Below are 25,387 nucleotides of genomic sequence, written 5' to 3'. Positions count from 1 at the left end.
GATAAATGCTGGAAAAACTATCACTAAACAAAATGTTATAAGTCATTTTACAATCCTAAAATGACCTGTTATCTTTGGCATCCAGTGCATAAGCTCATCATCTTCTCTAGCATATGGAGGTACACTATGTATTATGTACGGAACTCCATCTGCTCTCCTTTTATCAGAGACAACAGCTATATGCTCTCTATTATCAAAGGTTACAATATCTCCAGGCTGCCAATTTTTTAAATTATCTAAATCATTGGGCTTTAATGTTGTAGTTACATTTTTAACATTCCTCTTAAAATATATATATAAATTAGGAACTCTTCTAAAATCTATATTAGGGTCAGGTTTTCCTTCAACTTTTTTATAGGCATCTGGATGATTTCTTATATCATAATCCACCTCATCCTTTAAATTATATCCGGCATTTTTAAATGCCCTCCAGATTAAATCAGTACACACACCTTCATTGTCAGGCGGATACCCGCCAACATAATATGCACTTTTATACTTTACCTTATTCCTTGCTTCCTTCCTTGCACCAAGAAGTATATCTTCTTGATCCTTTATACCATTTTTATTTTTATCTGAATTTACTAATATTATTGATTTGTCTAATTTTTCATCTAGTGTTTCTTTATTTTTTATAATATTAGTATTCTTAGGCTTTATATCATAACTATTTAAACTTTTGTGTATATAAAATCCAATACCTATTGCTGACAATATGATGCAAAAAATAGTTGAGATTAAAAACTTTTTCACCATATTTGCCTCCTTAATTAATTTTTCCAGATGATTATAACATTTTATCTTTCACTTTAAAAGTGCACTATTTTGATAAGTAGAAAGATATATTGCATTTAAATAGTAACTATGATATTCTTATGTGTATTAATCGCAAATAATCTATAAAAACGACTAATTAGGCATTAATACATCTTTATTTTTATAAAACATCAGAAAAGACGCATTAATTGACAAACTAAATTTTTTCAAGTATCTTAGGGGGACTATTTATGGAACAAAAATTAACTTTTAAACAAAACCTTTTGATAGGTTCATTATTATTTGGACTATTTTTTGGGGCAGGCAATTTAATATTCCCTGTTCAAATGGGGCAGGAAGCCGGAAATCATACTTTAGCAGCAACTATTGGATTTTTAATTACAGGTGTAGGATTACCTATTTTAGGTGTAGTCGCTTCGGCACTTTCAAGAAGTGAAAATTTACTTGACATGGCAAGCCCTGTTAATAAAAGTTATGCAAAAATATTCACTTGCCTTTTATATCTCACAATTGGACCGCTGTTTGCAATTCCACGTACTGCTACAGTTGCATTTGAGATAGGAATTCATCCGTTTATTTCTGACAATTATTTAAAAATAGGACTATTTATATTTTCATTAATGTTTTTTATTTTTGCGCTTTATTTTTCATTAAAACCTGGTCGAATTTTAGATTGGATTGGTAAATACTTAACCCCAATCTTCTTGGTACTTTTATCAATTCTATTAATTGTAACTTTCGTAAAACCTATGGGACAAATTAGTCAATATGCGGCCCAAGGCAAATATGTTTCTCAACCATTATTTACCGGTTTTCTGGATGGATATAATACAATGGATGCCTTGGCTTCTTTAGCCTTTGCAATTATAATTATTTCTAACATAAGAAAATTAGGTATAAAAAATCCAACCTCTATTGCCATCGAAACATGTAAATCAGGTGTAGTGAGTATTATTGCTATGACATTTATCTATGCATCCCTGGCCTATATGGGAGCTACAAGTTTGGGAAGTATAAACCGTGCTGATAATGGTGGAATCATTTTATCTATGGTAAGTAATCATTATTTTGGAGTCATCGGAAAAATATTGCTTGCAGCTATTGTAACAGTTGCTTGTGTAAAGACAGCTATTGGTCTCATTACTTCTTGTTCTCAAATGTTTAGTGAAATGTTTCCAAAATCCATTTCCTATAAAAAATATACAGTAGTATTTACAATATGTTCGCTTATAGTTGCCAACTTTGGATTAAATACAATTATACAACTATCTATACCTGTTCTTATGTTTTTATATCCTCTGGCAATAACTCTAATTATATTATCTTTGCTTAACCCTCTTATCCATAAGCAGAGCACGATATATAGGTTTACTACAATCTTAACATCCATTGCTGCATTCTTTGATTTTTGTAAAGCGCTCCCTGATTCGCTTTCAAAGAGTGGATTAATATCACAGCTTGTCAATTTTGCTCACTTATATCTTCCAGGCTTTGACTATGGACTTGGATGGATATTACCAGCATTTTTGGGATTTTTAATAGGTTTAATTATTGCGATTGCCCGCAGTAAAAAAAATGTATTCAATAATTAATATTTGTAACCATACATTTATAGAATAATTGCACCAAAAGTTAGTTTACACTCCGGGATATGTTACCAAACTTCAGTACCAAAAATACTTTCATTTTAGTAACATATTCCTGCGCATAAACTAACTTTTAAATTTATTTTTTTCAATTCAATCTTCTAATCTATTGAAATTATTAGTCTTACTATAAATACTCATAATTTTTGTAAACCAAAGGGCTATCATCCTAAAAATTTTTTAGAAGTTTCCAGGTTACCAAAGACTGTATATATTTCCCCGCATATAAGTTAAGCTTTCATTTACAAACCATATAAATGTTAAAAACTATGATATAATTAAGGAGAGATGATTAGAATAAATATCTAAAGGAGTAATAATTATGTTTCATATAGTTGATATGAAAAAATGGGAGAGAAGTGATCACTTTAAATATTATACTGAACAATTAAAATGTGGTTACAGCGTTACTGCAAATCTAGATATTACCTTATTTAAAAAATCTTTAAATAAAAATGGGCTCAAATTTTATCCATCCTTTATTTATTGCGTTAGTTTCAATATTAATTCTATGAAAGAATTTAAAATACGGCTTAAAGAAAATCATCAACTTGTCATATATGATATTGTTCATCCTAATTACACAATTTTTCATAATGATGATCACACATTTTCAGACATGTGGTCAGAATATACACAGGATTTTTATAAATTCTACGATAACTATAGACAAGATATGAAAAAATACTCAGGTTTAAAAGGCGTAAAAATCAAACCAAATCAGCCTCCAAACTTCTACTGTATATCCTGTGTGCCATGGCTTAATTTCACAGGATACTCAACATACACAAGTAGCACTGAACCTGCGCTCATGCCAATTATAACATACGGGAAGTATCATGAGGAAAACGGGAAATGGCTGATGCCATTTACTGTTACAATATCTCATGCAGCAGCTGATGGATATCATGTTAGCAAACTTATTAACAACATCCAAAAAACAATAAACAAATTTGATCTTTAAAGCAAAATTTTTGTAGTAGTTAACATATGAGGGGTGACCATCTTGGGAAATATACAATCCTTTAAACCAATAATAGATAGAAATTCAAGAATCTTAATATTGGGTTCAGTGCCCAGTGTTGAATCATTAAATAAAAAACAGTATTATGCAAATAAAAGAAATCAATTTTGGAAAATAATATTTTCACTATATAATCTTACACCATTAAAATCATATGACAAAAGAATAGAATTCCTTATGGAAAAAAACATTGCTCTTTGGGACGTTATAGGTGTATGTTCTAGGGAGGGAAGCCTAGATTCAAATATAAAGAATGAAATTCCTAATGATTTTAAGACTTTATTTAAAAAGTATCCAAATATTAAATATGTTTTCTTTAACGGAAATAAATCCTATGAAACATTTAAAAGAAAAGTAGGTTTTAAACAATACATTTATATAACATTCTGCAAATTACCATCAACAAGTCCCGCCCACACTGTTCCCTTTGAAAGCAAACTTAGCAGATGGAAAAATATCCTAATTAAGGTATAGATTTCATTCTACATAAACCTATACCCAATTTCTTCATTTACTTCAACAAATATATTAAATTATTGCTTGGATTTGTCCTTATCCCAAGGCATAATATCTCCATCTTCCCTAAGGTAGTCTAAAATTTGCCATACCCCTTCTTTTGTGTAGGAGCTGACGAAAAAAATTTTCTTGCATCCAGCAAGTCTGAGCCATCTTTCTGCACGTTTTGGATCACCATTAGGTTGATCTATTTGTGTCACTATACCTATAACTTCTCTATTTACACTCGGAGTAATATTAGGCGGATATAGTGAATAGGGTTCTATTGAACTAGCTAACAATCCGACTACATCTGCTTCATATGTATATAACGCCAGTGCAGCAGCTAAATCTTTATTCTCTGCATACTCTCTAGGTGTATCAATAATAACATCAAAATTATTGATATACTGAGTTTTATGATATGAAATATCCTTACCTCTTAAAGCTTGCATGAGTGTAGTCTTCCCACATTCACTTCTGCCAAATAGAATTATCTTTCTCATATATTATCACCTATGTTCTTGTTATCCCACATACCGTAAATCCAAGATTATTCTTACAATATTCTATAATGGATGTAACAGCAGCCTGAATTTCTGAAATTCCACCTGTTATAATTAAAGTTCCACTAAATCTATCTATAAATCCCAAATCTACGTCCGCAGTTTTATTAGCTATATCTCCAGCAATAATCGTAGTCTCACTTGGACACATTGTCAGTATACCAATTGCCGCTTTTTCATAATTAACTGCAGGATCTAGTCCCAATTTTTTATATATAATTTCATCTGGACTTGCAATTATATGTGCGATAGTAATCTGCTTACCTGGAACTGTCTCTTGAATAAGTCTTGTTTTTCCTTCCATGTCTAATATACTTTTTTTCTCCATAAAGCATCCTCCTTTCGACTTATTTTGACTTACACAGATTTAATGTTATGCTTGTAGAGCACAATTGTCAACTATGCAATCCTTTAGTATAAAAATTACCTACTATTTCTAATTTTAGAACCCATTTTAGAATAACTTGTATCATTTACAGATTCAACTTTATATTTTCCAGATTCATAAATGATCTTAGCTATACTCGAATTATCTATATCTCTTATATTAAAGCTTTTATCTAAATAATCAATAATAAGCCTCATTATACCACCGTGAGCTACTATAAGTACATTTCCTCCATCAAGCTTTAAATTTTCTCTACATATATCATCCAAAGTCTTCATGGCTCTCTTTATTGCTGTATCATAGTCTTCAGCTTCATTTGTATCATCCAGTACTGCACATGAGTTACAGTATTCTCTTTGAAATTCATATTTTGCCTCCGCTTCCTCAACAGATTTAACATTTAAATAATTTAGTATATCACCAAACATTATGTCCTGAATCTCACCTTCGTACTTTCCAAAATACACTTCTCTAAGTCCATTCAATTCTTTGAGCTTAAGATTACCACTTACCTTATTTTCTTTTATAACAATTCGTGCTGTATTTATTGCTCTTCCCAAATCACTGCTATAAGCAGATTTAAATTTTATATTGCTAAGTCCAATACCTGTATTTACAGCTACTTCTATTCCCTTTTCTGTTAATACCCCATCACACCATCCCTGGGTTCTATTAGCTTTATTCAATATAGTCTGTCCATGTCTCATTAAATATAAAACAATTCTACACCCCATGTTTCCCTCCACATATAAAAATTAACTATTTTATAATATCTCTAATATTTCTACTGAGTATTTTTCAGCAGGGGCCTCCACCTCGACTACATCACCAACTTTTTTACCATTTAACGCTTTTCCTAAATCCGATTCTATGCTTATAAACATATTTTCTGGATCTGCATCTAATGTAGTTACTAATGATACAACCTCTTCATCTTCACCCTCTATAAATTTAATTTTAAACTTACTGTTAATTCCTATTATTGATTTATCTATATTTTTACCGTCAATCACAGTTGCAGTTGAAATCATACTCATTAAATATTGAATTCTATTATCATTTTCTCTATAATTAGCACATGCTTCTTTATATTCAGCATTTTCGGACCTATCACCATGTGCAGCAGCTACTAATTTTTCTTTCGCTATCTCCGCCCTTTTTACAGTCATTCTATAATCCAATTCTTCTTGCAATTTCTTAATATTTTCCTCTGTCAATATATTCTTCATAAAGGATACCCTCCCTATCATATATTATGTTATCATTATACAATATGTAGGAGTAAAATAAAATTAAAGTACCGTCTTAAAATTGATTAAAACGGCACTTTAATTTCTTACTTACATTACACGAATTGCGTGATATCCTTCATGAATGGCGTTAAGAATTTTTCGTGGAGCTCCTGCATCTCCAATAACCGTTAAATTCTCAACCTTATCTTGAAGTTTATCTTCTAATTCATTGTTTGAACGATATCCTGATGCAATAATTACTGTATCGCATTCAAGTGTATATTCTTTATCATTCTTTATATAAATTACGCTATCTGGAGTTATTTTAATTACCTTTGCACTTCCAACTACATCTATATTTCTTTCCTTAATCATAGTTCTCAATGCCTGATCATTATTTAGGCAGTGTTCTGATATTGCTAAGATATCCTCTAACATTTCTACAATAGTCACTTTTTCAGAAGTTTCCTTCATATATGCTGCAGTTTCACAGCCAACAAGTCCACCTCCAATTACAACAACCCTCTTACCAGGTTTTTTGATCCCCAGTAAATAATCATTCGCAGGAACTGAATTTTCAATTCCTGAAATTGGCGGCATAAATGGTTTTGATCCAGTAGCTAGTATAATTTTGTCGTATTTGCCATCTAAAACTTCTTCCTCAACTGCTTCCTTATTTAGTACTACCTTAACTCCAAGTTTCAATATTTGACGTTCCATATATTTTATAAGATTCAACACATCATGTTTAAATGTAGGAAGTCCTGCTGGCCATAGATTGCCGCCTAATCTTGATGATTTTTCCCACAACTCTACATTAAATCCACGTTTTGCCGCTGTAATAGCTGCTGACATTCCTCCAGGTCCGCCGCCTATTATTAGTACAGATTTTTTAATATCAGTTTTCTCAGGAAGCATATAATCTTTTTCTGCGTAACATAGTGGATTTACAGCACAATAATAATGTTTGCCTGAAAATCCGGCCAATAAACACTCATTGCATCCTATACATGGAACTATATCCATAGTATTTCCCTTCTTAACCTTGTTTGCCCAGGCTGGATCTGCCAGCATTTGATGTGCTAATACAATGTAATCTGTTTTTCCATCACTTACAGCTTTTTCTGCCTTCTCCGGATCAAACATCTTACCTTGTCCAAGCACAGGTAATGAAACCACTTTTTTAACTGCTCCTACAACATCCATTTGATGTCCTTCTTTTTCATACACTGTAGATATTGCTTTATGCCAAACCTCATAACAGCCAACATCAACATGAATGGCATCTATACCTGCATTTTCAAGTATTTTAACCATTTTAAGACCTTCTTCAAGTTCACGCCCACCTTTAGCACGATGCACAGGTGTGAATTTTACAAGTATAGGAAAGTCAGTTCCAACATTCTTACGCATAGAATCTATACACTCAAGAGTAAACCTCATACGATTTTTTAGCTCTCCACCATATTCATCAGTACGTGTATTCCATTGTTTTGACTGAAATTGATCTAACAGGTATCCACCGTAAGCATGTAATTCTACTGCATCTGCGCCTGCCATCTTAGCAAGACTTGCAGAATATCCAATCTTGTTAACGATATCATGAATTTGCTCTTTTGAAAATGGCTTGCATTTCAATGAAGGAAACCAGAATGCACTGCAATCACTTGCTGAATAAGGAGGTGTAAACGGATCCGTAAACTGTTGACGTCCTAATCCTGGAGAAACTTGCACACATACTTTTGCTCCATAGTGATGGCATCTTTCTATAAGCATGTTCAAACGTTCAACATGATGAAAATTGCTAAGTTCCGTACAAGGACGTGCTTCATATTTAGTTGTAACTACATTAGCACCTGTAATAATAAGTCCTGCTCCACCTTTAGCTCTTTCTTCAAAATAATTAATGGCTTCTCTACAATATGCTCCATCTGCTTCACCTGTTGTTCCCATCGGGCCCATAACAATACGATTTTTAAGCTTCATACCTGCAATTTGTGTCCTATCAAATAATTTCAAACTTCCTCTCTCCTTTACCTAAGTTTTATTTTATATTACTATAGTAATATAATATCCCGTTAAATAATTGTCAATATAGATTTTTTAAAATCTGTATGTTACCATATAAATAATTCATAAAATATTTACAGAAATTTTCTGGAGGCAATAATGTTAAATAAATCAACTAGAGATTTTATAATAGAAACAGCTAACAAATTATTTATTGAAAAAGGTTATAATAATGTTACAGTTGTAGATATCTGCACTGCATGTGATATTTCTAAAACAACATTTTATTATCATCTTAAATCTAAAGAAGATATTATACTGCAGTTTTACGACTCATTAACTCAAAATATATCTGAACGACTATCATCTATTATAGCTATGGATAATCACTGGGAACAATTAGTAATGTGTTTTGAATCTCTCGTAGAAGAGGACTCAAAATATGGAACTGATTTTTTTAGTCAAATGCTGATTAGCAACCTAAAAGAAGATTACGGGAGTTATGATTTAAGAGACAATCTTACTAACATTGCAGTAACAATAATAAAAAAGGGCCAGAAGTCAGGGCAAATAAGAAATAAAAATAAAGCTGAAGATTTATATAAAGCAGCCGCCCATATGTTCTTTGGATACGAAGTCACCTGGTGCATTAAAAAGGGGAATTTTGACTGGAAAAAAGAACTACGGAGATCCTTAGAAAATATTTTTGACACAGCACCGGAATATAGAATTTAATTTACAAATTTATATGTTATATATAGAATTTGTAATTCCAAGCTTAGATTATACGTAAGCTGACATTTCCAAAATGTAGACACATTAAAAAATTTTTTAGTAAGCCTTAACGAGGTATTTTTGAAAATCTTAGTAGATTTTATATGTTTGAGCCTGCGAGTTTATAAAATCTGCTTAGATTTTTATAAATACGAACTTAGACTTACTAGAAATTTTTTAGGTGACGAATTTTGGAAATATCAGCTGGAGTATACCTTAAGCTTGGAATTACAAACCCTATAATTATAAACTAATAATAGAAATATGAGGTCAAATATATGGGCATAAACACAGTAATAAATCAGATAATCTCACTATTCCTAGTAGCCTTGGTAGGCTTTTATGGGGGTAAAAAAAATATAATAAATGAAAATTTTTCAAACGGGCTTTCTAAATTAATAGTAGATATAACAACCCCTTTTTTAGTTATTGGATCTTTTAGCCTTTCATATGATGCAAGTATTTCAAAAAACATTATAAAAGCTTTCATTTATAGTTTTCTTATCTTCATATTAACCCCTTTACTAGTCAAACCATTATTGCTCAAAATTGAAAAAGGTAAGAGAAATGTATTACAATTTGCAATGGTATTTTCAAACTGTGGTTTCATGGGTTTCCCAATTGCCCAAAGTGTATTTGGAAACGAAGGAGTTATATATGCTGCTATATTCAATATGGCTTTTACTATATTTGTCTGGACCTATGGTGTCATGCTTTTTAAAAATAGTACAAGCTTTAAGGATGTCCTCAAATCTCTAAAAAACCCTGGAATAACATCTGCATTAATCGGACTTATCATTATGATATTTTCAATAAAGATACATCCCATACTTTTAAGTACAATGAAAATGATTGGAGGACTAACAACCCCAGTATCAATGCTTATAGTTGGAAGTTTATTATCAAGAAGTAATCTTGTAAAAATTATTAAAGATAAAAGCATGTATTATGGTTCATTTATAAAACTTATAATAGTTCCATTTGCATTATACATAGTGTCACTATTATTTAAAGAAAATTCTATAGTTTTAAAAACATTTATACTTATGCAGGCTATGCCCGCAGCTGCATTTACTACTATTTTTGCGGAGAATTTCAATAAAAATAAAGAGTATTCTGCCTTTATAGTATCATTTTCATCATTACTTTCAATAATTACAATTCCAATAATAATTAGGTTCTGCCTTAAGTGAACGATAAACTTGATTAATTATAAGGGTTTATAAATGAAAGCTTAAGTTATACTCCAGCTGACATTTCCAAAATTCGTCACTAATACTTACTAAAAAATTTTTTAATGTGCCTACATTTTGGAAATGTCAGCTTACACATAACTTAAGTTTGAAATTACAAACCCTATAATCTGCAGAATAAATCTGAACATTAAAAATTATTCTTTAAAAATTAGGTAATATAGTATATTATATAAGCAATATGATTTTATGGAGGGGTATGTTATGTTCAGAGAAATGCGAAGAAAAGATAGAAAAATTAAAAATGACGAGGCTTTTAAAATTTTAAAAAATAGTACCTATGGTATTTTATCAACTATAAGCGAAAATGGTTATCCTTATGGTATTCCTATAAATTTTATCCTTTTCAATGATTCAATTTATTTCCATAGTGCTTTAGAAGGACATAAAATAGACAATATAGCAAAAAATAGTAAAGTGTCCTTTTGTGTAGTTGGTCAAAATCAAGTTCTATCCAAAGAATTTAGTACAAAATATGAGAGCGTAATTATATTTGGAAAAGCAGTTAATGTTTCAGACGATGACGAAAAAAATAAAATTCTTTTAGAAATATTAAATAAATATTCGCCAGATTACATTAAAGAAGGAAAAGAGTATATAAAAAATGCAAGTAAAGCAACCAAAATAATAAAAATTAATATCGAACACATTTCTGGCAAATCAAACAAATAATGATTTGAAAAATCTAACCTTATACTTAAAATGGATATATTGCGTATTAAGCATTGATCATAGATATATGGTGCTATAAGGACAAACTAGCCTTATACGTAGGGGTGCAATAACAAAACTCAGCATGTTAAAAAGTTTTAACAGTTCTAAGCTTGTATTTTGGAAATTTAAGCAGATTATATAAACTCGCAAAGCTCAGACATATATAATCTACTAAAATTTCCTAAAATACTTTGCTAAGAACTGTAAAAAAACTTTTTAAATGTGCTTTCATTTTGTTATTGCACCCCTGCGTATAATCCCAGTTTGTCCTTATAAGCTATATATTTAAACCAGGTTATATGCTTAATAAGTGAAATATCACCTTCAAGGGTTCTAGGGCGATTAGCCCTTGTAATTTATACTATAATTACAATTTTAAACATATATTGAAGTAATTAAAAAAATCTGAATAAGATCATATTTTAAATGATATCCGGGACTTTAAGGTTTTTCACAGCACTTCGTCAAAATTTATAGAAAAAGTTTTAAATGTGTCTTCAGCCTTACAGTGCTCCACTACGTAAAAATTTTACTTATGTTTGCAATAAATTGTTTAATGCGATATTCTATATTTTTAATTGATTTGGAATTTTATGAATGGTAATCCTCCGAATAATATAATCCCGGAGGGATATTTTAAACTTATGGGAGTTACAAAAAATAGCATATCTATTTTCATAACAGATTTAAATTTAAATGTGAGTTTTACTATATACCCGGGAAGTTAATATCCTAATAATTAAATTAGTACAGTCATTACTATAACTTAAAGAAGGAAGACTGTAAGCCTTCAAACCCGTTAGGGTGCTCTGTTATTCTTGTGAAGGGCAGGTTATTTTAATTTTAGATATATTTAATCTTTTACCGGGAAAAATTTCGTTATTTATTATAACTTCTGTAATTTTGAAATATCCCTCCGGGATTAATGTTATATATACAAGGACTACGTCCGTAAAACCTTTATAAAGAGAATACAATCATGGAGATTATAATATAAGTTGACAAATACTATTGCAAGAAAATGAGTGAGATTATATATGATTTATATTTAAATGGAGTAGAGGACTTTTAAATCAATATGGCTATCGCCATAAACCCTTAAAGGCGAAATTATTTTATTGAGCATTTGATTTATAATTTATAAGGACAAACTTAACTCATACGCAGGGGTATACTTAGAAACTGAAGGCACATCTAAAAAGTTTTTTACATCTCTTGGCGAAGTCTTTTAGAAAAATTTTAGTAGATTATATATGTTTGAGCAAAGCTAAGTTTATATAATCTGCTTAAATTTCTAAAAGACAAGCTTAGAGATGTTAAAACTTTTTTAGGGTGCCGAAGTTTATGAGTATACCTCTGCGGTGTGAGTTAAGTTTGTCCTTATAGCCATATATCTATGAACAATGCTTAATACGCAATATATGCAATTGATTCAATTTATATATTCAACAATTCACATAAAAATCTGGCTGTCAGCTCGCCTAATATAAATCTCCTCCAATTCATGCTGATGGTAAAGGTAACCCTTGTCATCATAATACTTGGCACCCATTGGACATCTTTTTACACAAGCACAGCACTTAATACACTTACCAGGCACAGAAAACACATCTGCAGGGTCAATAGCACCCATTGGACAGATACGGGCACACAAACCACACTTGATGCACTTGTTTGGATCAGTTTTAGGCTTCACCTTTAAGATATTAATAGAGTGACCATAACGATCTTGTGGAACATAGTACGGTCTAATGGGATCACATCCAACCACAGTTACTGGTTCATTAGGCAGCTGTTGCAAGTTTTTTATCTTATCAGCAGTCTTTTGTCCAAGTTGCACAGCCAATGCCATATCCTCCTCATCGGGACGCCCTTCTCCCAGGATTCGTGAAAAGGAGTGTTCACCCACAAATGCACCTCCAGTTATAGGATAGAATCCGTTAGTCCACATAACATTGCGTAATTCCATCAATCCATCGTCAAAATTTCGATTGCCAAACAAACATACAGGCACTCCCAGCGTATTGTTACCACTTACCTTTTCTTTAAGATATGGCAACAGTAGGTTAGGCACACGTCCAGCATACACTGGAACTCCCAGAACCACCAAATCGTCAGGGCCAAAGGAGAGCGCTCCTTCACGATCCTTAGGCAGGTTAAAGCAGAACTGCTTGTACTCAGTATTCATGACCTGAGCTACAGTTTTAGCCACGCAGGTGACTACTTTTTCAGTAGTACCAGTGGCACTAAAATAAACAGCCCAAATTGTTTTAATTCCTATCTTACGTACTTCCTCACTCATTCTAATTCTTCCTTCCCCATTAAAAAATAATGCTCATTGCAATTGGGTAAAATTTTTAACATTTCTGTATTAAAATCAAATCTGTTATTAATTTCATATTACTTTTATTTATAATTGTTGTCAAATTAAGGTATGTAAAAATTAAATTTTATCAATACAATATTTTTTAAATGCCACCTCTGTACAAAAAACGAATACTGTAGTAATATATATAAGGATTTTAAAATTCTATAATGAGTGTTCCTTGCTTAACCACTCATTTGTAAAAAAACAAGGAGGAATTAATTATGAAACGCTACAATATAATCAATAACAAAAATAAAAGAGAACTTGTCTTGTTAAAAGCATCTCCATGTATCTGGGGGCATTGTTCATTTTGTGACTACATAGATGACAACAGTCTTGATACTAAGTCCAATGAAATTCTAAATCGAGAAGTTCTAAAAAACATTTCTGGAAAATATAAATCACTTGAAGTTATAAACTCTGGCAGTTGCTTTGAACTTCCTAAAAAAACTTTAGATGATATAAAATCCATAGTTATATCTAAAGGTATAAATAAACTATTTTTTGAAGGTCACTGGATATATAGATTCAGGCTCTCCGAAATGGAGAATTTCTTTAAAGTTCCAATTATATTTAAATGTGGAATAGAAACTTTCAATAACAAATTTAGAAATGAATTTTTAAACAAAGGTGCTGTATTTTCAAGTCCTCTAGAAGTATCAAAATATTTCAAATCAATATGTCTAATGGTCGGCATAAAAGGTCAGACTACAGATATGATAAAAAAGGACATAGAGTACTTACTTAAGTATTTCAAATATGGTTGTATAAACATATATACAGAAAATTCAACTCCTATTAAAAGAGATGATAAATTAATACAGTGGTTTAGAGAAAATTACAGTTTTCTTGATAATATGGACAATATAGAAATTCTTTGGAATAATTCAGATTTTGGAGTTGGAGGTAATTAAAAATGAGTTCTTACAATAAAAAACATAATATTTCTATTAAAATACTAGTTAAAATTGCGATAACAGCTGCTTTATACGCAGTTGCAACTATGGCCATAGCACCTTTAAGCTATGGTGCTGTTCAATTTAGACTTTCAGAAATAATGACGTTATTAGCTTTTATAGATCCTATTTATATACCCGGGCTTGTTCTTGGATGTGCACTTTCCAATTTATACAGTCCACTTGGAATAGTTGATGTTATAGTTGGTACTTCTGCTACCTTCTTAAGTGTATACCTAATAAGCAAGACTAAACACTTAATACTAGCATCTCTATGGCCGACAATTATGAATTCTATACTAGTTGGTGCAGAACTGTTCTTTGTACTTCATCAGCCATTCTTTATATCTTCAATATATATAGCCATTGGTGAATTTGTAGTTGTAACTTGTATAGGATGTCCACTTTTTAAGTTAATTATGAAGAAAAACAATCTATTAAAAATCTTAAAATACCAGTAAACATATATAGGGTTTGTAATTCTAAGCTTAAGTTATACGTAAGCTGACATTTTCAAAATGTAGGCACATTAAAAAATTTTTTAGTAAGTCTTGGTGAAGTATTTTTGAAAATCTTAGTAGATTTTATATGTTTGAGCCTGCGAGTTTATAAAATCTGCTTAGATTTTTATAAATACGAACTTAGACTTACTGGAAGTTTTTTAGGTAACGAATTTTGGAAATGTCAGCTGGAGTGTAATTTAAGCTTTCATTTACAAACCCTATAATGGTAAATAGCTTTTAATACAGCTGTATATTCTAGTCTTCAAATTTAAAATCTTTTAGGAGATCGGCCAAACTTGTATTTGCCTGTTCTTTGTCTACATATTTACCAAGATCTCCTTGTGTTTTTCCCTGTGCTTCCTTTATGCTTAAACTGATTCTGTCATTTTCATTATCTATATCTAAAATTTTTACTTTAACCTTATCTCCTACCTTAAGCACATCAGAGACTTTCAGTACTCTTTCATCTGATATTTGAGATAGATGGACAAGTCCCTCGATACCATCAGTTATCTCGACAAAAGCTCCAAAGTCTACAATTTTTGATACAGTTCCTTCGACTATATTTCCAGCCTTAAATTTTCCAGCTACATTATTCCATGGATTATCATTTACATCTTTTAAAGAAAGAGATATTCTGTTTTTATCCTTATCTAACCCGATGACATACACTTGAACTCTATCACCAACACTTACCATATCAGAAGCCTTCTTTACTCTTTTCCAAGATAGCTCTGACAGATGTATAAGTCCATCTAATCCTCCTAAATCAACAAATGCTCCGAAATTAGTAAGCCTTACAACAACTCCTTCTCTTTTTTCTCCGACCTTTATACTATTTAAAAGTTCCTCTTTTTTGATTTCAAGCTCTTCCTGCTCAATTTTTTTATGAGAAACTACTATTTTCTCATTTTCTTCATTAAATTCAATTATCTTTACTTTAACAGTCGTGCCTACAACCGAATTTAAATCCTTAGTATATGTTACTGAAATTTGAGATGCTGGCATAAAAGTTCTTATACCATTTATAAATCCTACAACTCCGCCTTTTACAGCCCTAAATATAGTTAAATCTATAATTGAATTATTGTTAAATGCAGCTTTGAGTTTATTCAAAGCACCTATCTTATCTGCAGCTTTTTTGGACACAAGTACATTTCCTTCACCGTCATTCATTTTAATAACATACACATATATTTCATCATTTTCATGTAAAATCTCATGAGGATTTACATCCTGATCATCACCCATCTCAGCTTTTGGAAGAAATGCATCCGACATATAACCTATATTTATAACAGCACCATCTTCAGATACAGATATAACCTTCCCTTTTACAATTTCGTTTGCCTTTATTGTATTCATTGAATTTTCAATCTGGTCAATAAATTCATTCATTGAAATATTATCTTTTTCTCCTGCCATATTATTTATCTCTCCTAACTATATATAACTTTACAAATCACTCAGCGATTTATACCCAAATATCGTTTGTGCATTCTTTACTGCCCTAAGTACTGCCTTTTCAACTACTTTAGCAGACAAAAATCCAACAACTGATATATCCGCGTCAACTTTACCAGTAGCCATAGTAAATATTGTATCGCCATCAAACATAGAATGTGACGGTCTCATAGTTCTTCCATATCCATCATGAGCCATAGATGCAATTTTATTCATTTGACTCTTATTAAACTTACCATTTGTAACCACTGTTCCAATCGTCGTATTACCACTAAACAGATTTTTCCTTGATGCATAGTTTTTAAGCATTATATCTTCTGTACACGCAAAAGTTTTCCTGTCTGCATTTAAAGCGCCTGCTATTATTTTTCCAGTACCTGGATCTATAACGTCTCCAAGACAGTTTACGGCTATACATGCTCCTACCTTAAGTTTCCCAACTTGAACTGCATAACATCCAAGTCCACCCTTCATAGCATACTCTGCTTTTTCAAATATCTTTCCAACAGTAGCACCGCAACCTGCTCCAACATTTCCCTCGCAGGACTTATTTAACTCTGAATTCTTACATGCTTCATATCCCATATTTTTATCTGGTCTTATTTTATGGTTTCCAATCGCAAGATCAAATAAAACAGCCGAGCAAACAATAGGGACTTTAGTAACCTTTACATCAAATCCAATGTTTTTCTCTTCCAAATACTTCATTACTCCTGAAGCCGCATCAAGTCCAAAGGCACTTCCTCCAGATAGCACTACAGCATGAATTTTATCTACTAAATTTACAGGATCGAGGAGATCCGTTTCCCTTGTTCCAGGTGAACCTCCTCTTACATCCACTCCTGCTGGCGCTCCGTTCTCACAAATTACAACAGTGCACCCTGTTGGTCCTTCTAAATTTTGTGCATTTCCAATTCTTATGCCGTCAATTTCTTCAAATGCTATTTCTTTCATATATCTTCCCCCAACACATACAAAATTATTGTATTTTTTGATTTGACGAACCATCTAATTTCATTCTATATAAATTAATCTCCATGCTAGTCGGATCAATTGTACCATAGTATATCCAATTTCCTATTGTATTTAAAGAAACTATATTGCTGCTATTATTTATAAGCTTATAACTACTTCCATCAGTTTTTATGCTGTATATTCCTTTAGAATTATAGCCAGAGCAATATATATAATCATCCTTAACCTTGATTGCTGTGGAACAGTCAACAGAACTCAAAAGTTTTTTATTTGACCCGTCGATTTCCATTTTATACAATGAATCTGAATTATTATCATCGGCTGAACCATAATAAATATAATTACCAACTATATTTACATTTTTGCTATTATCAAAATTTAACTTTTGTCTTTGTGTACCATCTTTTCTAATTCTATATATACTGTCATTGTCATCACTATTACAATAATATATAAAATCACCTGATACTTTCATATAATCAATAGCTGAATCATTTGAAATCAACTGATTGTACAAACCATCTGTACTAATTCTATATATTCTATAATTATCATCTACATTTAAATAATATATATAATTGTCAACCTTTTGAAGGTAAATTCCGCGAGCTGAACCTATTTGCTGTTTGGAGGTTCCATCGCCATTCATTTTATAAATTAAAAAATTCTTAGGATTGTCACTGCTTATGTACTCTGAATAATATATATTATCTCCATCAAAATTTAAATATCTTAAATTATTGTCACTTACCTTTTGTTTATCGGTTCCGGTCTTATTAACCCTGAAAAATGCACCATTCCCATTATTATCACTATAATCTGCATAATACAACCAGTTATTGTTAGACCATATCTTATTTGCAAAATCATCTGATATCTTTTGTGCTTTTGTTATATCTGTATTATCTGATTTTATTGAGTAAATTCCTTTGGTTAATCCTGATATTGAATTATTGGAGTTCAAACCAAAATACATGTATCCGCCATCATTTACAATGCTTGAACCATTATTTTCGACATTATAGTAATATACGTTAGACCCTGAATTACTTTTCGTATCATCAACTTCATAGTTAATTGATTGTTTTATGTCATCAAGTTCAGAATCCTTTATTCCAGCACTACCGCCTATGACATACATATTCTTAACATCTGATTTTTTATCTGCTAAAAGATATTTTGCATTTAAATCATTATTATCACTAACAAATACAATAGGATTGCCATTTATGGCTGCAAATGCAGATGTACTTAATGCATCTGGAAACTGTTCTGAATATGCCAAACAGATATTGTTAAAATTAAACTTGTCCTCAAAAGCTTTAATTATATTTATATTCATATCATAATTGTCCTTACCAGTTATTCTTTGAACATTAGGAAATTGATATGCAGCACTATCTGATATAACATCGCTATTTCCAAGTACATACGTTTTAGGTATATCTCTGCCGCTTATAAAATTCATTACAGAATCCGGCACAGTATCTTTAGGCATAAGTATTATAGGTATCTGAAGTTTTGCTGCTATAGGTGCTATTGAAAGAGCATCATGAAAATCAGAATCAGCTGCAAGTATTATACCATTTTCAGTACCTACTTGCCCTGCAACTGCAGCTGAAGTTTCATTTCTATCTAACCCATAAAATCTCTGGGTACTTATACCCATATTTTGAACTGATTTTTCTATTGATGGATTAACCACACCATCTCCACCTACAATTATAGCTTGTTTAACATTTAATCTCTTCAATTCATTATAAGAATTATCATCTAATTTATCTGCTTCAGTCAATAGAATTGGTGCATCGTATTTCTTAGCAAGTACAGATGCACTTAAGGCATCAGGAAAATTTTCTCCATTGACTATTACTGCATAATTAGAAGTCGTTTTCCAACCTTCTTCTACAATCTTTGAGCAAGTTTCATATCTGTCACTTCCCCAAAGCCTTTCACTATTCACAGCATATGCTGCACTAACTTTGTAAGAAGACATCATAAGCATACCTGTTACTGCGGTACTTATAAGCACATTCATTAAAAGCTTTCTTCTTAACATAAAGTTTTACCTCCTATGTAAAATACATTTTCGTCTTATTATACCATAATTAAGTACAATAAAAAAACTCAAGTCAAAATGTAAGACTTGAGTTTATTATCTTATTTATCTATTTCTTATTTTGCTGACTGCTGTTACAACTGCCATAGTTATCAATACTGACAAAATAGCTTCCGGTATTCCATTAATAGCACAAACTGTTAATATACCATCTTTAGCAGCATTTACACTTATGTTTAATGCTTTGGCATATGGTTTTAAATATATGATATATACCATACCCATAACACCTATAGTATTTGTACATGAACCAATGAATCCAGCAACCCCGGCACCTAGATGTTTAAACTTCATACCACACAATTTATAAGAATAATATGCAGTTATTCCTATTAATATACGCGGTAAAACTGATACCAGCGGATTTATAAATGCAAATGATACCGGTGTTGGTGTCGTTATAGACTGTATAATGCTAAAAACTCCAAAAATGAGTCCAACCATGCAGCCGACTACCGGTCCTTCTAATACGGCTCCTATAATTACAGGGACGTGCATAATCGTAGCCTTTACTGGTGGTATAGGTATAAATCCCAGACCTGTAATCCCAAGTAAAATTGAAATTGCTGACAACATGCCAATTACTGCAAGCTGCCTTGTGTTAAATTTAACAAGCGAATTCAAATGCTTTTCCATAATACTCCTCCGTTCTTATTCCTTTTAGGATATAATTCGGATAATTTCTTATAAATTAAGTTCAGTTTCATAAGAATACCGACGGTTTTATTGTATCATTTTTAACACAAATTTCAATAGAAATTTTATCTTTTTTTAATATTATAACTGGTATATTTTATATATTGAATCCCATTCGTTTCTTAAGATTCCATACAAATACATATCATATCTTGTTCCATCCCTATGAATAAATTCTCTATAGACTCCTTCTTTTTTAAATCCAAGTTTTTCATATAACCCTATTGCACTTTTATTATATTCTATTACATTTAATTGTATTCTATTCAAATTAAGTTCTTCAAAACCAAATTCCATAGTTAGGTAAAGAGCTTCTTTTGCAAATCCCCTCCCCCTATACTCCTGTTTTCCTATTCCTATATATATTACTCCGGTACCATTATTCCAAAGTATGTCTTCAAATCCAGTAATACCTATAAGCTTATTATCCTGTATAGTCCTTATTGCAAATATATATTCATTATTTGATCTTCTTATAGAAGATATCATTTCCTTTAATTCACTTTTTTCATGTGGATATGATACAACCATATCATAAAATCTTAAAAAATATATATCATTATACCATCTTTCTAATTCTGTTATATCTTCATCTGTAAAAGCTGTAAGTTTAACTTTTTTACCTTTTAGTAAATTCTTTACTGACATATATACATCCTCTTTTCCTTTCATACTAGCAATTTAAAATAAATTTTTTTTCCAATTTTATAGGGTAATAAGACATCTTTGACTTTCTAAGTCCTACAATCCCAAGATCCTGTTCTCTATTTATTATTTCAGCATCGTTAAAACATCTATCAACAAATTCTTTATTTATAAAGCTGTATGCTCCATTTACATTTCTATCAGCCTTCTCAATGTGAATCACAGCTAGTTTACTGTTTAATCTTTCTCCTATCGTAAACGCTGCAATCTTACCATCAATATATACAGCTATACCCACTAAGGATAGTTTTTCAATATTATCAACTATATCTTCTATACCCTGTAATTCATAATATAGCATATCTTCCTGTCCACTTTTATTTTCATCATACCAAGTACGTGCTGATTCTATAACATCATCTGCTACATTTTTACTATTTATACTTACCACCTCATAATTATAATTCTTGACAAAAGAATTATAATGGTTCTTCTTTTTATGAAGTTTTTTGCCAGACAACATAATAAGTTTCTTAGCTTCATAAAGATAATCAAAATTATCTCTATCCTCTTTTATGCATCCATCAATATTTCCAAATAAACTCTTTATTTCAACTATAAAATTTTCTTCTAAGTCCTTAAATAAGTATTCCATATGAAATTCCATCTTATAATTTGAAAGTTTCTCGACTATATCTTTTAGATCGTCTTTATCATATCCCAAAGGTTGCATAAAGTAGTAATCACCATTAAAATCTTTTTTCTTTATTATAAGTGCATTTTTATAAATAGTATATCTAATATCACATGCATCTCTCCAAATATACAAAGTTGTAAATGAATATTCACAGCTTAAAAATTTATATGGATAAATGTATTTATCAAAAAGTTCCTTATCTTCAAGTTCTAATTTTTTGAAATCCATAATATCTACCTTTCTATACTAAATTTTTTCTTGTAAACTAAAATATTATTTAATTTAAAATATCACATAAAATAATACAATACAATTGTTCTTAGATAATTATATTAAATTTATGGCTATTACTCAAATGACAATCTTTATATTTTAATAATTAATATTATATAAAAGATAGTAATGTATACGTTTATATTCTCTAAAACTATATTATTTGCTATAAATTTAATAAAAATGTTATACTTAAATTAAATTTAACATTGTATATATGTTTTTACTTTATTTTTACAATCTAAATATTTACAACCATTGGAGGTATACACAAATGTTTAAAAAAAAATGGAACTTAATTCTAGTATTTTTAATAATGTTTTCATTGATATTTACTGGATGCAGTTCATCAAATTCAAATAATCAATCTTCAAATAATACTAAGAAGAATGAAGTAGTAAAAAATACAACTTACCCACTTGAAGTAAGCGATTCATTAAAGAAACAAATTGTAATCAAGAATGAACCTAAAAGAGTCATATCATTATCACCAAATATAACGGAGATAATATATGCATTAAATAAACAGGGTACACTTGTGGGAAGAACTGATTATTGTGATTATCCAAAAGCTGCACTTAAAATTCAATCCTTAGGCTCAATTACAGATCCAAATGTTGAAAAAATTGTCGAACTGAAGCCTGATCTCATAATAACCTCCAGTCTTACAAAGCCAGACACATTAAAAAAATTACAACAGCTTAAGTTGAACGTTTTAGTTTTATCAAATACTGAAAGCTTTGAAAATACATATGATTTAATAAAAACTATAGGAAATGTTTTAAACGAAAATCAAAAAGCCTATACTGTAGTTTCAAATATGAAACAGAAAATACAAAATGTAGAATCAAAAATAAAAGGGAAATCCAAGCCATCAGTATATTATATTATAAGTTATGGCAAAAATGGTGATTTTACTGCCGGTAAAGATACCTTTATAGGAAAAATGATCAATATGGCCGGCGGAAAAAATGCTGCTGATGATGTTATGGGCTGGAATTATAGTTTGGAGAAACTTATTGAAAAGAATCCCGACATAATGATATGCTCTAACAAATTCAATTCAAAAGCCGGTATAAAATCTGCTAATGGATATAAAGACCTAAAAGCAGTCAAAGATAATAAACTATTTGAAATAAATGATGATTTAATAGATAGACAAGGGCCAAGACTAGCTGACGGTTTTGAAGCTCTGGCTAAAATAATACATCCTGAAGCATTCAAATAACTTATATGAAGGAAGATTTTACTATGAGCTTTTTACATAAAAAACATTTTAAGCTTAGCTTTTGTATTTGTATAATATTACTTATTTTGGTTTCCTTAATATCAACTACTCTAGGATCTGCAAATATACCTTTGAGAGAAACTTTTTCTGTTATGTGTAGTAAAATACCTTTTATCAAAAATCTCGTAAATTACAGTAATATATCTCAGGATCACATTCTTATAATAACTGAAATAAGGCTTCCTAGAATAATAACATCCGCACTAGTCGGTATTGGATTGTCTGTAGTTGGAGCCTCATTTCAAGCCATATTTAAAAATCCAATGGCAGATCCATACGTACTCGGAATTTCATCAGGTTCCGCATTAGGTGCTGCTATTGGGTTTATTCTTGGTTTAGATGGTTCAATCTTTGGTAATGCCACTATTACTGTACTTGCTTTTATATCCTCTATTTTAACAACGTTGATTGTATATAGCATAGCAAGGGTAAAGAATAAAATACCAACTACAACACTACTTTTGGCCGGTGTGTCTATGGGATTTTTGTTATCTTCCTTAATATCCATAATAATGGTATTTAATAGACAGCAGCTTGATAAAATTGTATTTTGGACACTTGGAAGTATGTCTGCATCAAGTTATAATCAAATATTAACTCTCCTCCCATTTTTACTTATAGGTTCCATTATAATTTTATCTTTTTCAAAAGACTTAAATATAATGTTAACAGGTGATGACACTGCAAGAAGTCTTGGAATAGATGTAGAAACTGTAAAAAAACTGATACTTGGAGTATCCTCGATAATAGTTGCGGCGTGTGTCTCAATAAGTGGAGTAATCGGATTTGTCGGCTTAATTATTCCTCATGTTGTTCGAATGATATTTGGTCCTGATCATAAGGTATTATTACCATTTTCAATGATAATTGGTGCTATATTTATGATAATATCGGATACAATTGCAAGAACAATAGCTGCTCCATCGGAAATACCTATTGGTGCGATAACAGCTTTATTTGGTGCCCCATATTTTATTTATCTTCTCATTAAAACTAAAAAGAAGGTGATTTAATTTGAATTCATCTGCCATTGATATTAAAGATTTACACTTTAGCTTTGATAAAACAGAAATACTACATAAAATTAATATAAATTTTACAAAAAATAAATTTTATTCAATCATAGGTCCTAATGGTTCCGGTAAAACCACATTATTAAAAAACATCTCAAAAATTTTAAAACCTACAACTAAAAGTATCTTTTTGGATAATATAGATATTCTTGATTTTAAAAATAGTTCTCTAGCAAGAAAACTGGCGGTTGTTCCACAAAATACAACAATAGATTTTGATTTTACAGCCCTAGACATAGTCTTAATGGGAAGATCCCCTTACCTTTCAAGATTTGAAAGTGAATCAAAAAAAGATTATAGACTTGCTAAAAATGCAATGAACATGACTAACACATGGCAGCTTCGCGATAAAATTATAAATCAACTAAGTGGTGGTGAAAAACAAAGGGTACTCATAGCAAGAGCACTTGCTCAAAATACTGATATCATATTAATGGATGAACCAATATCTCACCTTGATTTACATCATCAAATAGAGATTCTAGACACTATCAAATTGCTAACTAAAAGCATAACAATAGTCGCCGTATTACATGATCTAAACCTGGCCTCCCAATATAGTGACTATATAATACTTATGGATAATGGTTCTATAATAACTAGTGGTACCCCTGATGAAGTTATAACAGAGAAAAATATTAAAGGTGTATATAAAATAGATATGTGTATGATAAAAAATCCAATAAACAATAGACCGCATATAATTCCATTTACATCCAAAAAAAATACGAATAAGCTATGAAAAGCAACTCTTTAAAAGAGCTGCTTTTTTATATAGATTAGTTGCCAAAGTTTTTATTAGAAAGTTCTTTTATAAAATCATAAGCCTTTTCGCCCTTATCTGATGTCTTAGAAATATCTCTAATAGCCCTTAAACTACTAACTTTTGCCTCTAAGCTACCAACTTTTCCCTCTAAATTATCAACTTTTTTATCTAAATCACCAATTTTTTTATTAACATTTTCAAATCCATTTTGCATTTCAGAATACATTTTTCCCTGACTTTCTTTTAAGTCAGCATACATTTTAGTCATGAATTCAAATATTTTATCGTTTTCCACAATTATTCTCCTTTATGATATTTAAGTGTATATATTCTTTCTTCATTATTAATTATAGCAGATCCCTTTTGTCTCTTCTATTTGTTAATTATACTCTAAGTTAATTAATATTATATCATGAAATTATATTTTAGGAAGTTTATAGATTAAAAGATTAGAAAAACTACCGACAGCAATCGCTACCAGTAGCTTTTTCATTATGGAATATGGTATACATATATATTAAATGTCTTTCTTGACAATTAGGTTTCAAATTTATTAATAAACTATTAATAAATTTTTGGAATACTATATATTGAAAAGTTTCAAAGTAACAAATATGCCAAATGAAAAATAATATATATTGTGTATAAATCTTTTAATATAAAAAATATAGCCAATTATAATAGG

At 30.6% G+C, this 25,387-nt stretch carries 25 protein-coding genes; 11 read left to right on the top strand and 14 right to left on the bottom strand.

The window, feature by feature from the left end; translation table 11 throughout:
* Window positions 1–42: 42 nt before the first annotated feature.
* On the bottom strand, window positions 43–756 hold the full coding sequence (locus D4Z93_RS05345) for a DUF1287 domain-containing protein (RefSeq protein WP_119971041.1): 714 nt from the start codon (window positions 754–756) through the stop codon (window positions 43–45).
* Window positions 757–1,007: 251 nt separating this feature from the next.
* Between D4Z93_RS05345 and brnQ the strand changes: the two genes are divergently transcribed.
* From brnQ to D4Z93_RS05330, 3 genes are all read left to right on the top strand, one after another.
* Entirely contained in the window at window positions 1,008–2,369 is a 1,362-nt protein-coding gene (brnQ, locus tag D4Z93_RS05340; protein ID WP_119971039.1) for a branched-chain amino acid transport system II carrier protein, read from the top strand.
* Window positions 2,370–2,745: 376 nt separating this feature from the next.
* Window positions 2,746–3,387: a chloramphenicol acetyltransferase gene (locus tag D4Z93_RS05335; RefSeq protein ID WP_119971037.1), complete on the top strand. Its 642-nt coding sequence runs from the start codon at window positions 2,746–2,748 to the stop codon at window positions 3,385–3,387.
* Between the two features lie 42 nt (window positions 3,388–3,429).
* Complete coding sequence (locus tag D4Z93_RS05330; protein WP_119971035.1) at window positions 3,430–3,921, top strand: DNA-deoxyinosine glycosylase; 492 nt, start codon at window positions 3,430–3,432, stop codon at window positions 3,919–3,921.
* Between the two features lie 59 nt (window positions 3,922–3,980).
* On the opposite strand, the gene D4Z93_RS05325 is transcribed toward D4Z93_RS05330, so the two are convergent.
* The 5 genes from D4Z93_RS05325 to D4Z93_RS05305 all read right to left on the bottom strand — a co-directional run bounded on the left by D4Z93_RS05325 (window position 3,981) and on the right by D4Z93_RS05305 (window position 8,147).
* Entirely contained in the window at window positions 3,981–4,448 is a 468-nt protein-coding gene (locus D4Z93_RS05325; protein ID WP_119971033.1) for a EutP/PduV family microcompartment system protein, read from the bottom strand.
* Window positions 4,449–4,458: 10 nt separating this feature from the next.
* Window positions 4,459–4,836 carry a BMC domain-containing protein gene (locus D4Z93_RS05320; protein WP_119971031.1) on the bottom strand — a complete coding sequence of 126 codons (378 nt, stop codon included), beginning with the start codon at window positions 4,834–4,836 and terminating at the stop codon, window positions 4,459–4,461.
* Window positions 4,837–4,931: 95 nt separating this feature from the next.
* On the bottom strand, window positions 4,932–5,630 hold the full coding sequence (locus tag D4Z93_RS05315; protein WP_119971030.1) for a histidine phosphatase family protein: 699 nt from the start codon (window positions 5,628–5,630) through the stop codon (window positions 4,932–4,934).
* Window positions 5,631–5,660: 30 nt separating this feature from the next.
* Window positions 5,661–6,125: a GreA/GreB family elongation factor gene (locus tag D4Z93_RS05310; RefSeq protein WP_119971028.1), complete on the bottom strand. Its 465-nt coding sequence runs from the start codon at window positions 6,123–6,125 to the stop codon at window positions 5,661–5,663.
* A 111-nt stretch (window positions 6,126–6,236) separates the two neighbouring features.
* The gene (locus tag D4Z93_RS05305) at window positions 6,237–8,147 is read right to left on the bottom strand and encodes an NAD(P)/FAD-dependent oxidoreductase (RefSeq protein WP_119971026.1); all 1,911 of its coding nucleotides are present in this window, start codon (window positions 8,145–8,147) and stop codon (window positions 6,237–6,239) included.
* Window positions 8,148–8,297: 150 nt separating this feature from the next.
* Here D4Z93_RS05305 and D4Z93_RS05300 point away from each other — a divergent pair, with 150 nt between their 5' ends.
* From D4Z93_RS05300 to D4Z93_RS05290, 3 genes are all read left to right on the top strand, one after another.
* On the top strand, window positions 8,298–8,873 hold the full coding sequence (locus D4Z93_RS05300; RefSeq protein WP_119971024.1) for a TetR/AcrR family transcriptional regulator: 576 nt from the start codon (window positions 8,298–8,300) through the stop codon (window positions 8,871–8,873).
* 317 nt (window positions 8,874–9,190) lie between these two features.
* Window positions 9,191–10,105, top strand: coding sequence for an AEC family transporter (locus tag D4Z93_RS05295; protein WP_119971023.1), 915 nt, complete (start codon window positions 9,191–9,193; stop codon window positions 10,103–10,105).
* Window positions 10,106–10,369: 264 nt separating this feature from the next.
* The gene (locus D4Z93_RS05290; protein WP_119971021.1) at window positions 10,370–10,837 is read left to right on the top strand and encodes a pyridoxamine 5'-phosphate oxidase family protein; all 468 of its coding nucleotides are present in this window, start codon (window positions 10,370–10,372) and stop codon (window positions 10,835–10,837) included.
* 1,495 nt (window positions 10,838–12,332) lie between these two features.
* Here D4Z93_RS05290 and D4Z93_RS05285 read toward each other — a convergent pair.
* The gene (locus tag D4Z93_RS05285) at window positions 12,333–12,953 is read right to left on the bottom strand and encodes a DUF362 domain-containing protein (protein ID WP_341466779.1); all 621 of its coding nucleotides are present in this window, start codon (window positions 12,951–12,953) and stop codon (window positions 12,333–12,335) included.
* Between the two features lie 515 nt (window positions 12,954–13,468).
* Here D4Z93_RS05285 and D4Z93_RS05280 point away from each other — a divergent pair.
* Together D4Z93_RS05280 and D4Z93_RS05275 are read left to right on the top strand one after the other, a co-directional pair.
* Window positions 13,469–14,161, top strand: a complete 693-nt coding sequence (locus D4Z93_RS05280) for a radical SAM protein (RefSeq protein ID WP_119971019.1) — start codon at window positions 13,469–13,471, stop codon at window positions 14,159–14,161.
* A 2-nt stretch (window positions 14,162–14,163) separates the two neighbouring features.
* Window positions 14,164–14,664, top strand: coding sequence for a QueT transporter family protein (locus tag D4Z93_RS05275; RefSeq protein ID WP_199798414.1), 501 nt, complete (start codon window positions 14,164–14,166; stop codon window positions 14,662–14,664).
* Window positions 14,665–14,961: 297 nt separating this feature from the next.
* Here D4Z93_RS05275 and rpsA read toward each other — a convergent pair whose 3' ends face one another.
* The 6 genes from rpsA to D4Z93_RS05245 form a co-directional block, all read right to left on the bottom strand.
* Window positions 14,962–16,131 (bottom strand): 30S ribosomal protein S1, encoded by a 1,170-nt coding sequence (gene rpsA, locus D4Z93_RS05270; RefSeq protein ID WP_119971017.1) that lies wholly within the window; start codon window positions 16,129–16,131, stop codon window positions 14,962–14,964.
* Window positions 16,132–16,161: 30 nt separating this feature from the next.
* The gene (locus D4Z93_RS05265) at window positions 16,162–17,124 is read right to left on the bottom strand and encodes a P1 family peptidase (RefSeq protein ID WP_119971015.1); all 963 of its coding nucleotides are present in this window, start codon (window positions 17,122–17,124) and stop codon (window positions 16,162–16,164) included.
* A gap of 25 nt (window positions 17,125–17,149) precedes the next feature.
* A complete protein-coding gene (locus D4Z93_RS05260) occupies window positions 17,150–19,204 on the bottom strand; it encodes a cell wall-binding repeat-containing protein (RefSeq protein ID WP_119971014.1) in 2,055 nt (684 codons plus the stop codon).
* Between the two features lie 105 nt (window positions 19,205–19,309).
* On the bottom strand, window positions 19,310–19,900 hold the full coding sequence (locus D4Z93_RS05255) for an ECF transporter S component (RefSeq protein WP_119971012.1): 591 nt from the start codon (window positions 19,898–19,900) through the stop codon (window positions 19,310–19,312).
* A gap of 141 nt (window positions 19,901–20,041) precedes the next feature.
* Window positions 20,042–20,608, bottom strand: coding sequence for a GNAT family N-acetyltransferase (locus tag D4Z93_RS05250; RefSeq protein ID WP_119971010.1), 567 nt, complete (start codon window positions 20,606–20,608; stop codon window positions 20,042–20,044).
* Between the two features lie 25 nt (window positions 20,609–20,633).
* Window positions 20,634–21,533: a DUF2156 domain-containing protein gene (locus D4Z93_RS05245; RefSeq protein WP_119971009.1), complete on the bottom strand. Its 900-nt coding sequence runs from the start codon at window positions 21,531–21,533 to the stop codon at window positions 20,634–20,636.
* 316 nt (window positions 21,534–21,849) lie between these two features.
* Here D4Z93_RS05245 and D4Z93_RS05240 point away from each other — a divergent pair, with 316 nt between their 5' ends.
* From D4Z93_RS05240 to D4Z93_RS05230, 3 genes are read left to right on the top strand one after another with little or no spacing between them, the layout of a single operon-like run.
* Complete coding sequence (locus D4Z93_RS05240; protein ID WP_119971007.1) at window positions 21,850–22,803, top strand: ABC transporter substrate-binding protein; 954 nt, start codon at window positions 21,850–21,852, stop codon at window positions 22,801–22,803.
* A 23-nt stretch (window positions 22,804–22,826) separates the two neighbouring features.
* Window positions 22,827–23,876, top strand: coding sequence for a FecCD family ABC transporter permease (locus D4Z93_RS05235; protein ID WP_119971005.1), 1,050 nt, complete (start codon window positions 22,827–22,829; stop codon window positions 23,874–23,876).
* Between the two features lies 1 nt (window position 23,877).
* A complete protein-coding gene (locus D4Z93_RS05230; protein WP_119971003.1) occupies window positions 23,878–24,678 on the top strand; it encodes an ABC transporter ATP-binding protein in 801 nt (266 codons plus the stop codon).
* Window positions 24,679–24,715: 37 nt separating this feature from the next.
* On the opposite strand, the gene D4Z93_RS05225 is transcribed toward D4Z93_RS05230, so the two are convergent.
* The gene (locus D4Z93_RS05225; RefSeq protein WP_119971001.1) at window positions 24,716–24,997 is read right to left on the bottom strand and encodes a hypothetical protein; all 282 of its coding nucleotides are present in this window, start codon (window positions 24,995–24,997) and stop codon (window positions 24,716–24,718) included.
* Window positions 24,998–25,387 lie beyond the last annotated feature (390 nt).

The organism is Clostridium fermenticellae, assembly GCF_003600355.1.
In the GTDB taxonomy this organism is placed as follows: Bacteria; Bacillota; Clostridia; order Clostridiales; family Clostridiaceae; genus Clostridium_AV; species Clostridium_AV fermenticellae.
This window is presented reverse-complemented; position numbering and strand designations above follow the sequence as displayed.

Excerpts from the sequence above, each read along its gene's own strand:
- D4Z93_RS05290 (WP_119971021.1), top strand. The coding sequence starts at position 10,370 with ATGTTCAGAGAAATGCGAAGAAAAGATAGAAAAATTAAAAATGACGAG.
- D4Z93_RS05335 (WP_119971037.1), top strand. The coding sequence starts at position 2,746 with ATGTTTCATATAGTTGATATGAAAAAATGGGAGAGAAGTGATCACTTT.
- D4Z93_RS05250 (WP_119971010.1), bottom strand. The coding sequence starts at position 20,608 with ATGTCAGTAAAGAATTTACTAAAAGGTAAAAAAGTTAAACTTACAGCT.
- brnQ (WP_119971039.1), top strand. The coding sequence starts at position 1,008 with ATGGAACAAAAATTAACTTTTAAACAAAACCTTTTGATAGGTTCATTA.
- D4Z93_RS05310 (WP_119971028.1), bottom strand. The coding sequence starts at position 6,125 with ATGAAGAATATATTGACAGAGGAAAATATTAAGAAATTGCAAGAAGAA.
- D4Z93_RS05295 (WP_119971023.1), top strand. The coding sequence starts at position 9,191 with ATGGGCATAAACACAGTAATAAATCAGATAATCTCACTATTCCTAGTA.
- rpsA (WP_119971017.1), bottom strand. The coding sequence starts at position 16,131 with ATGGCAGGAGAAAAAGATAATATTTCAATGAATGAATTTATTGACCAG.
- D4Z93_RS05255 (WP_119971012.1), bottom strand. The coding sequence starts at position 19,900 with ATGGAAAAGCATTTGAATTCGCTTGTTAAATTTAACACAAGGCAGCTT.
- D4Z93_RS05240 (WP_119971007.1), top strand. The coding sequence starts at position 21,850 with ATGTTTAAAAAAAAATGGAACTTAATTCTAGTATTTTTAATAATGTTT.
- D4Z93_RS05260 (WP_119971014.1), bottom strand. The coding sequence starts at position 19,204 with ATGTTAAGAAGAAAGCTTTTAATGAATGTGCTTATAAGTACCGCAGTA.
- D4Z93_RS05265 (WP_119971015.1), bottom strand. The coding sequence starts at position 17,124 with ATGAAAGAAATAGCATTTGAAGAAATTGACGGCATAAGAATTGGAAAT.
- D4Z93_RS05300 (WP_119971024.1), top strand. The coding sequence starts at position 8,298 with ATGTTAAATAAATCAACTAGAGATTTTATAATAGAAACAGCTAACAAA.
- D4Z93_RS05235 (WP_119971005.1), top strand. The coding sequence starts at position 22,827 with ATGAGCTTTTTACATAAAAAACATTTTAAGCTTAGCTTTTGTATTTGT.
- D4Z93_RS05315 (WP_119971030.1), bottom strand. The coding sequence starts at position 5,630 with ATGGGGTGTAGAATTGTTTTATATTTAATGAGACATGGACAGACTATA.
- D4Z93_RS05320 (WP_119971031.1), bottom strand. The coding sequence starts at position 4,836 with ATGGAGAAAAAAAGTATATTAGACATGGAAGGAAAAACAAGACTTATT.
- D4Z93_RS05325 (WP_119971033.1), bottom strand. The coding sequence starts at position 4,448 with ATGAGAAAGATAATTCTATTTGGCAGAAGTGAATGTGGGAAGACTACA.
- D4Z93_RS05280 (WP_119971019.1), top strand. The coding sequence starts at position 13,469 with ATGAAACGCTACAATATAATCAATAACAAAAATAAAAGAGAACTTGTC.
- D4Z93_RS05275 (WP_199798414.1), top strand. The coding sequence starts at position 14,164 with ATGAGTTCTTACAATAAAAAACATAATATTTCTATTAAAATACTAGTT.
- D4Z93_RS05345 (WP_119971041.1), bottom strand. The coding sequence starts at position 756 with ATGGTGAAAAAGTTTTTAATCTCAACTATTTTTTGCATCATATTGTCA.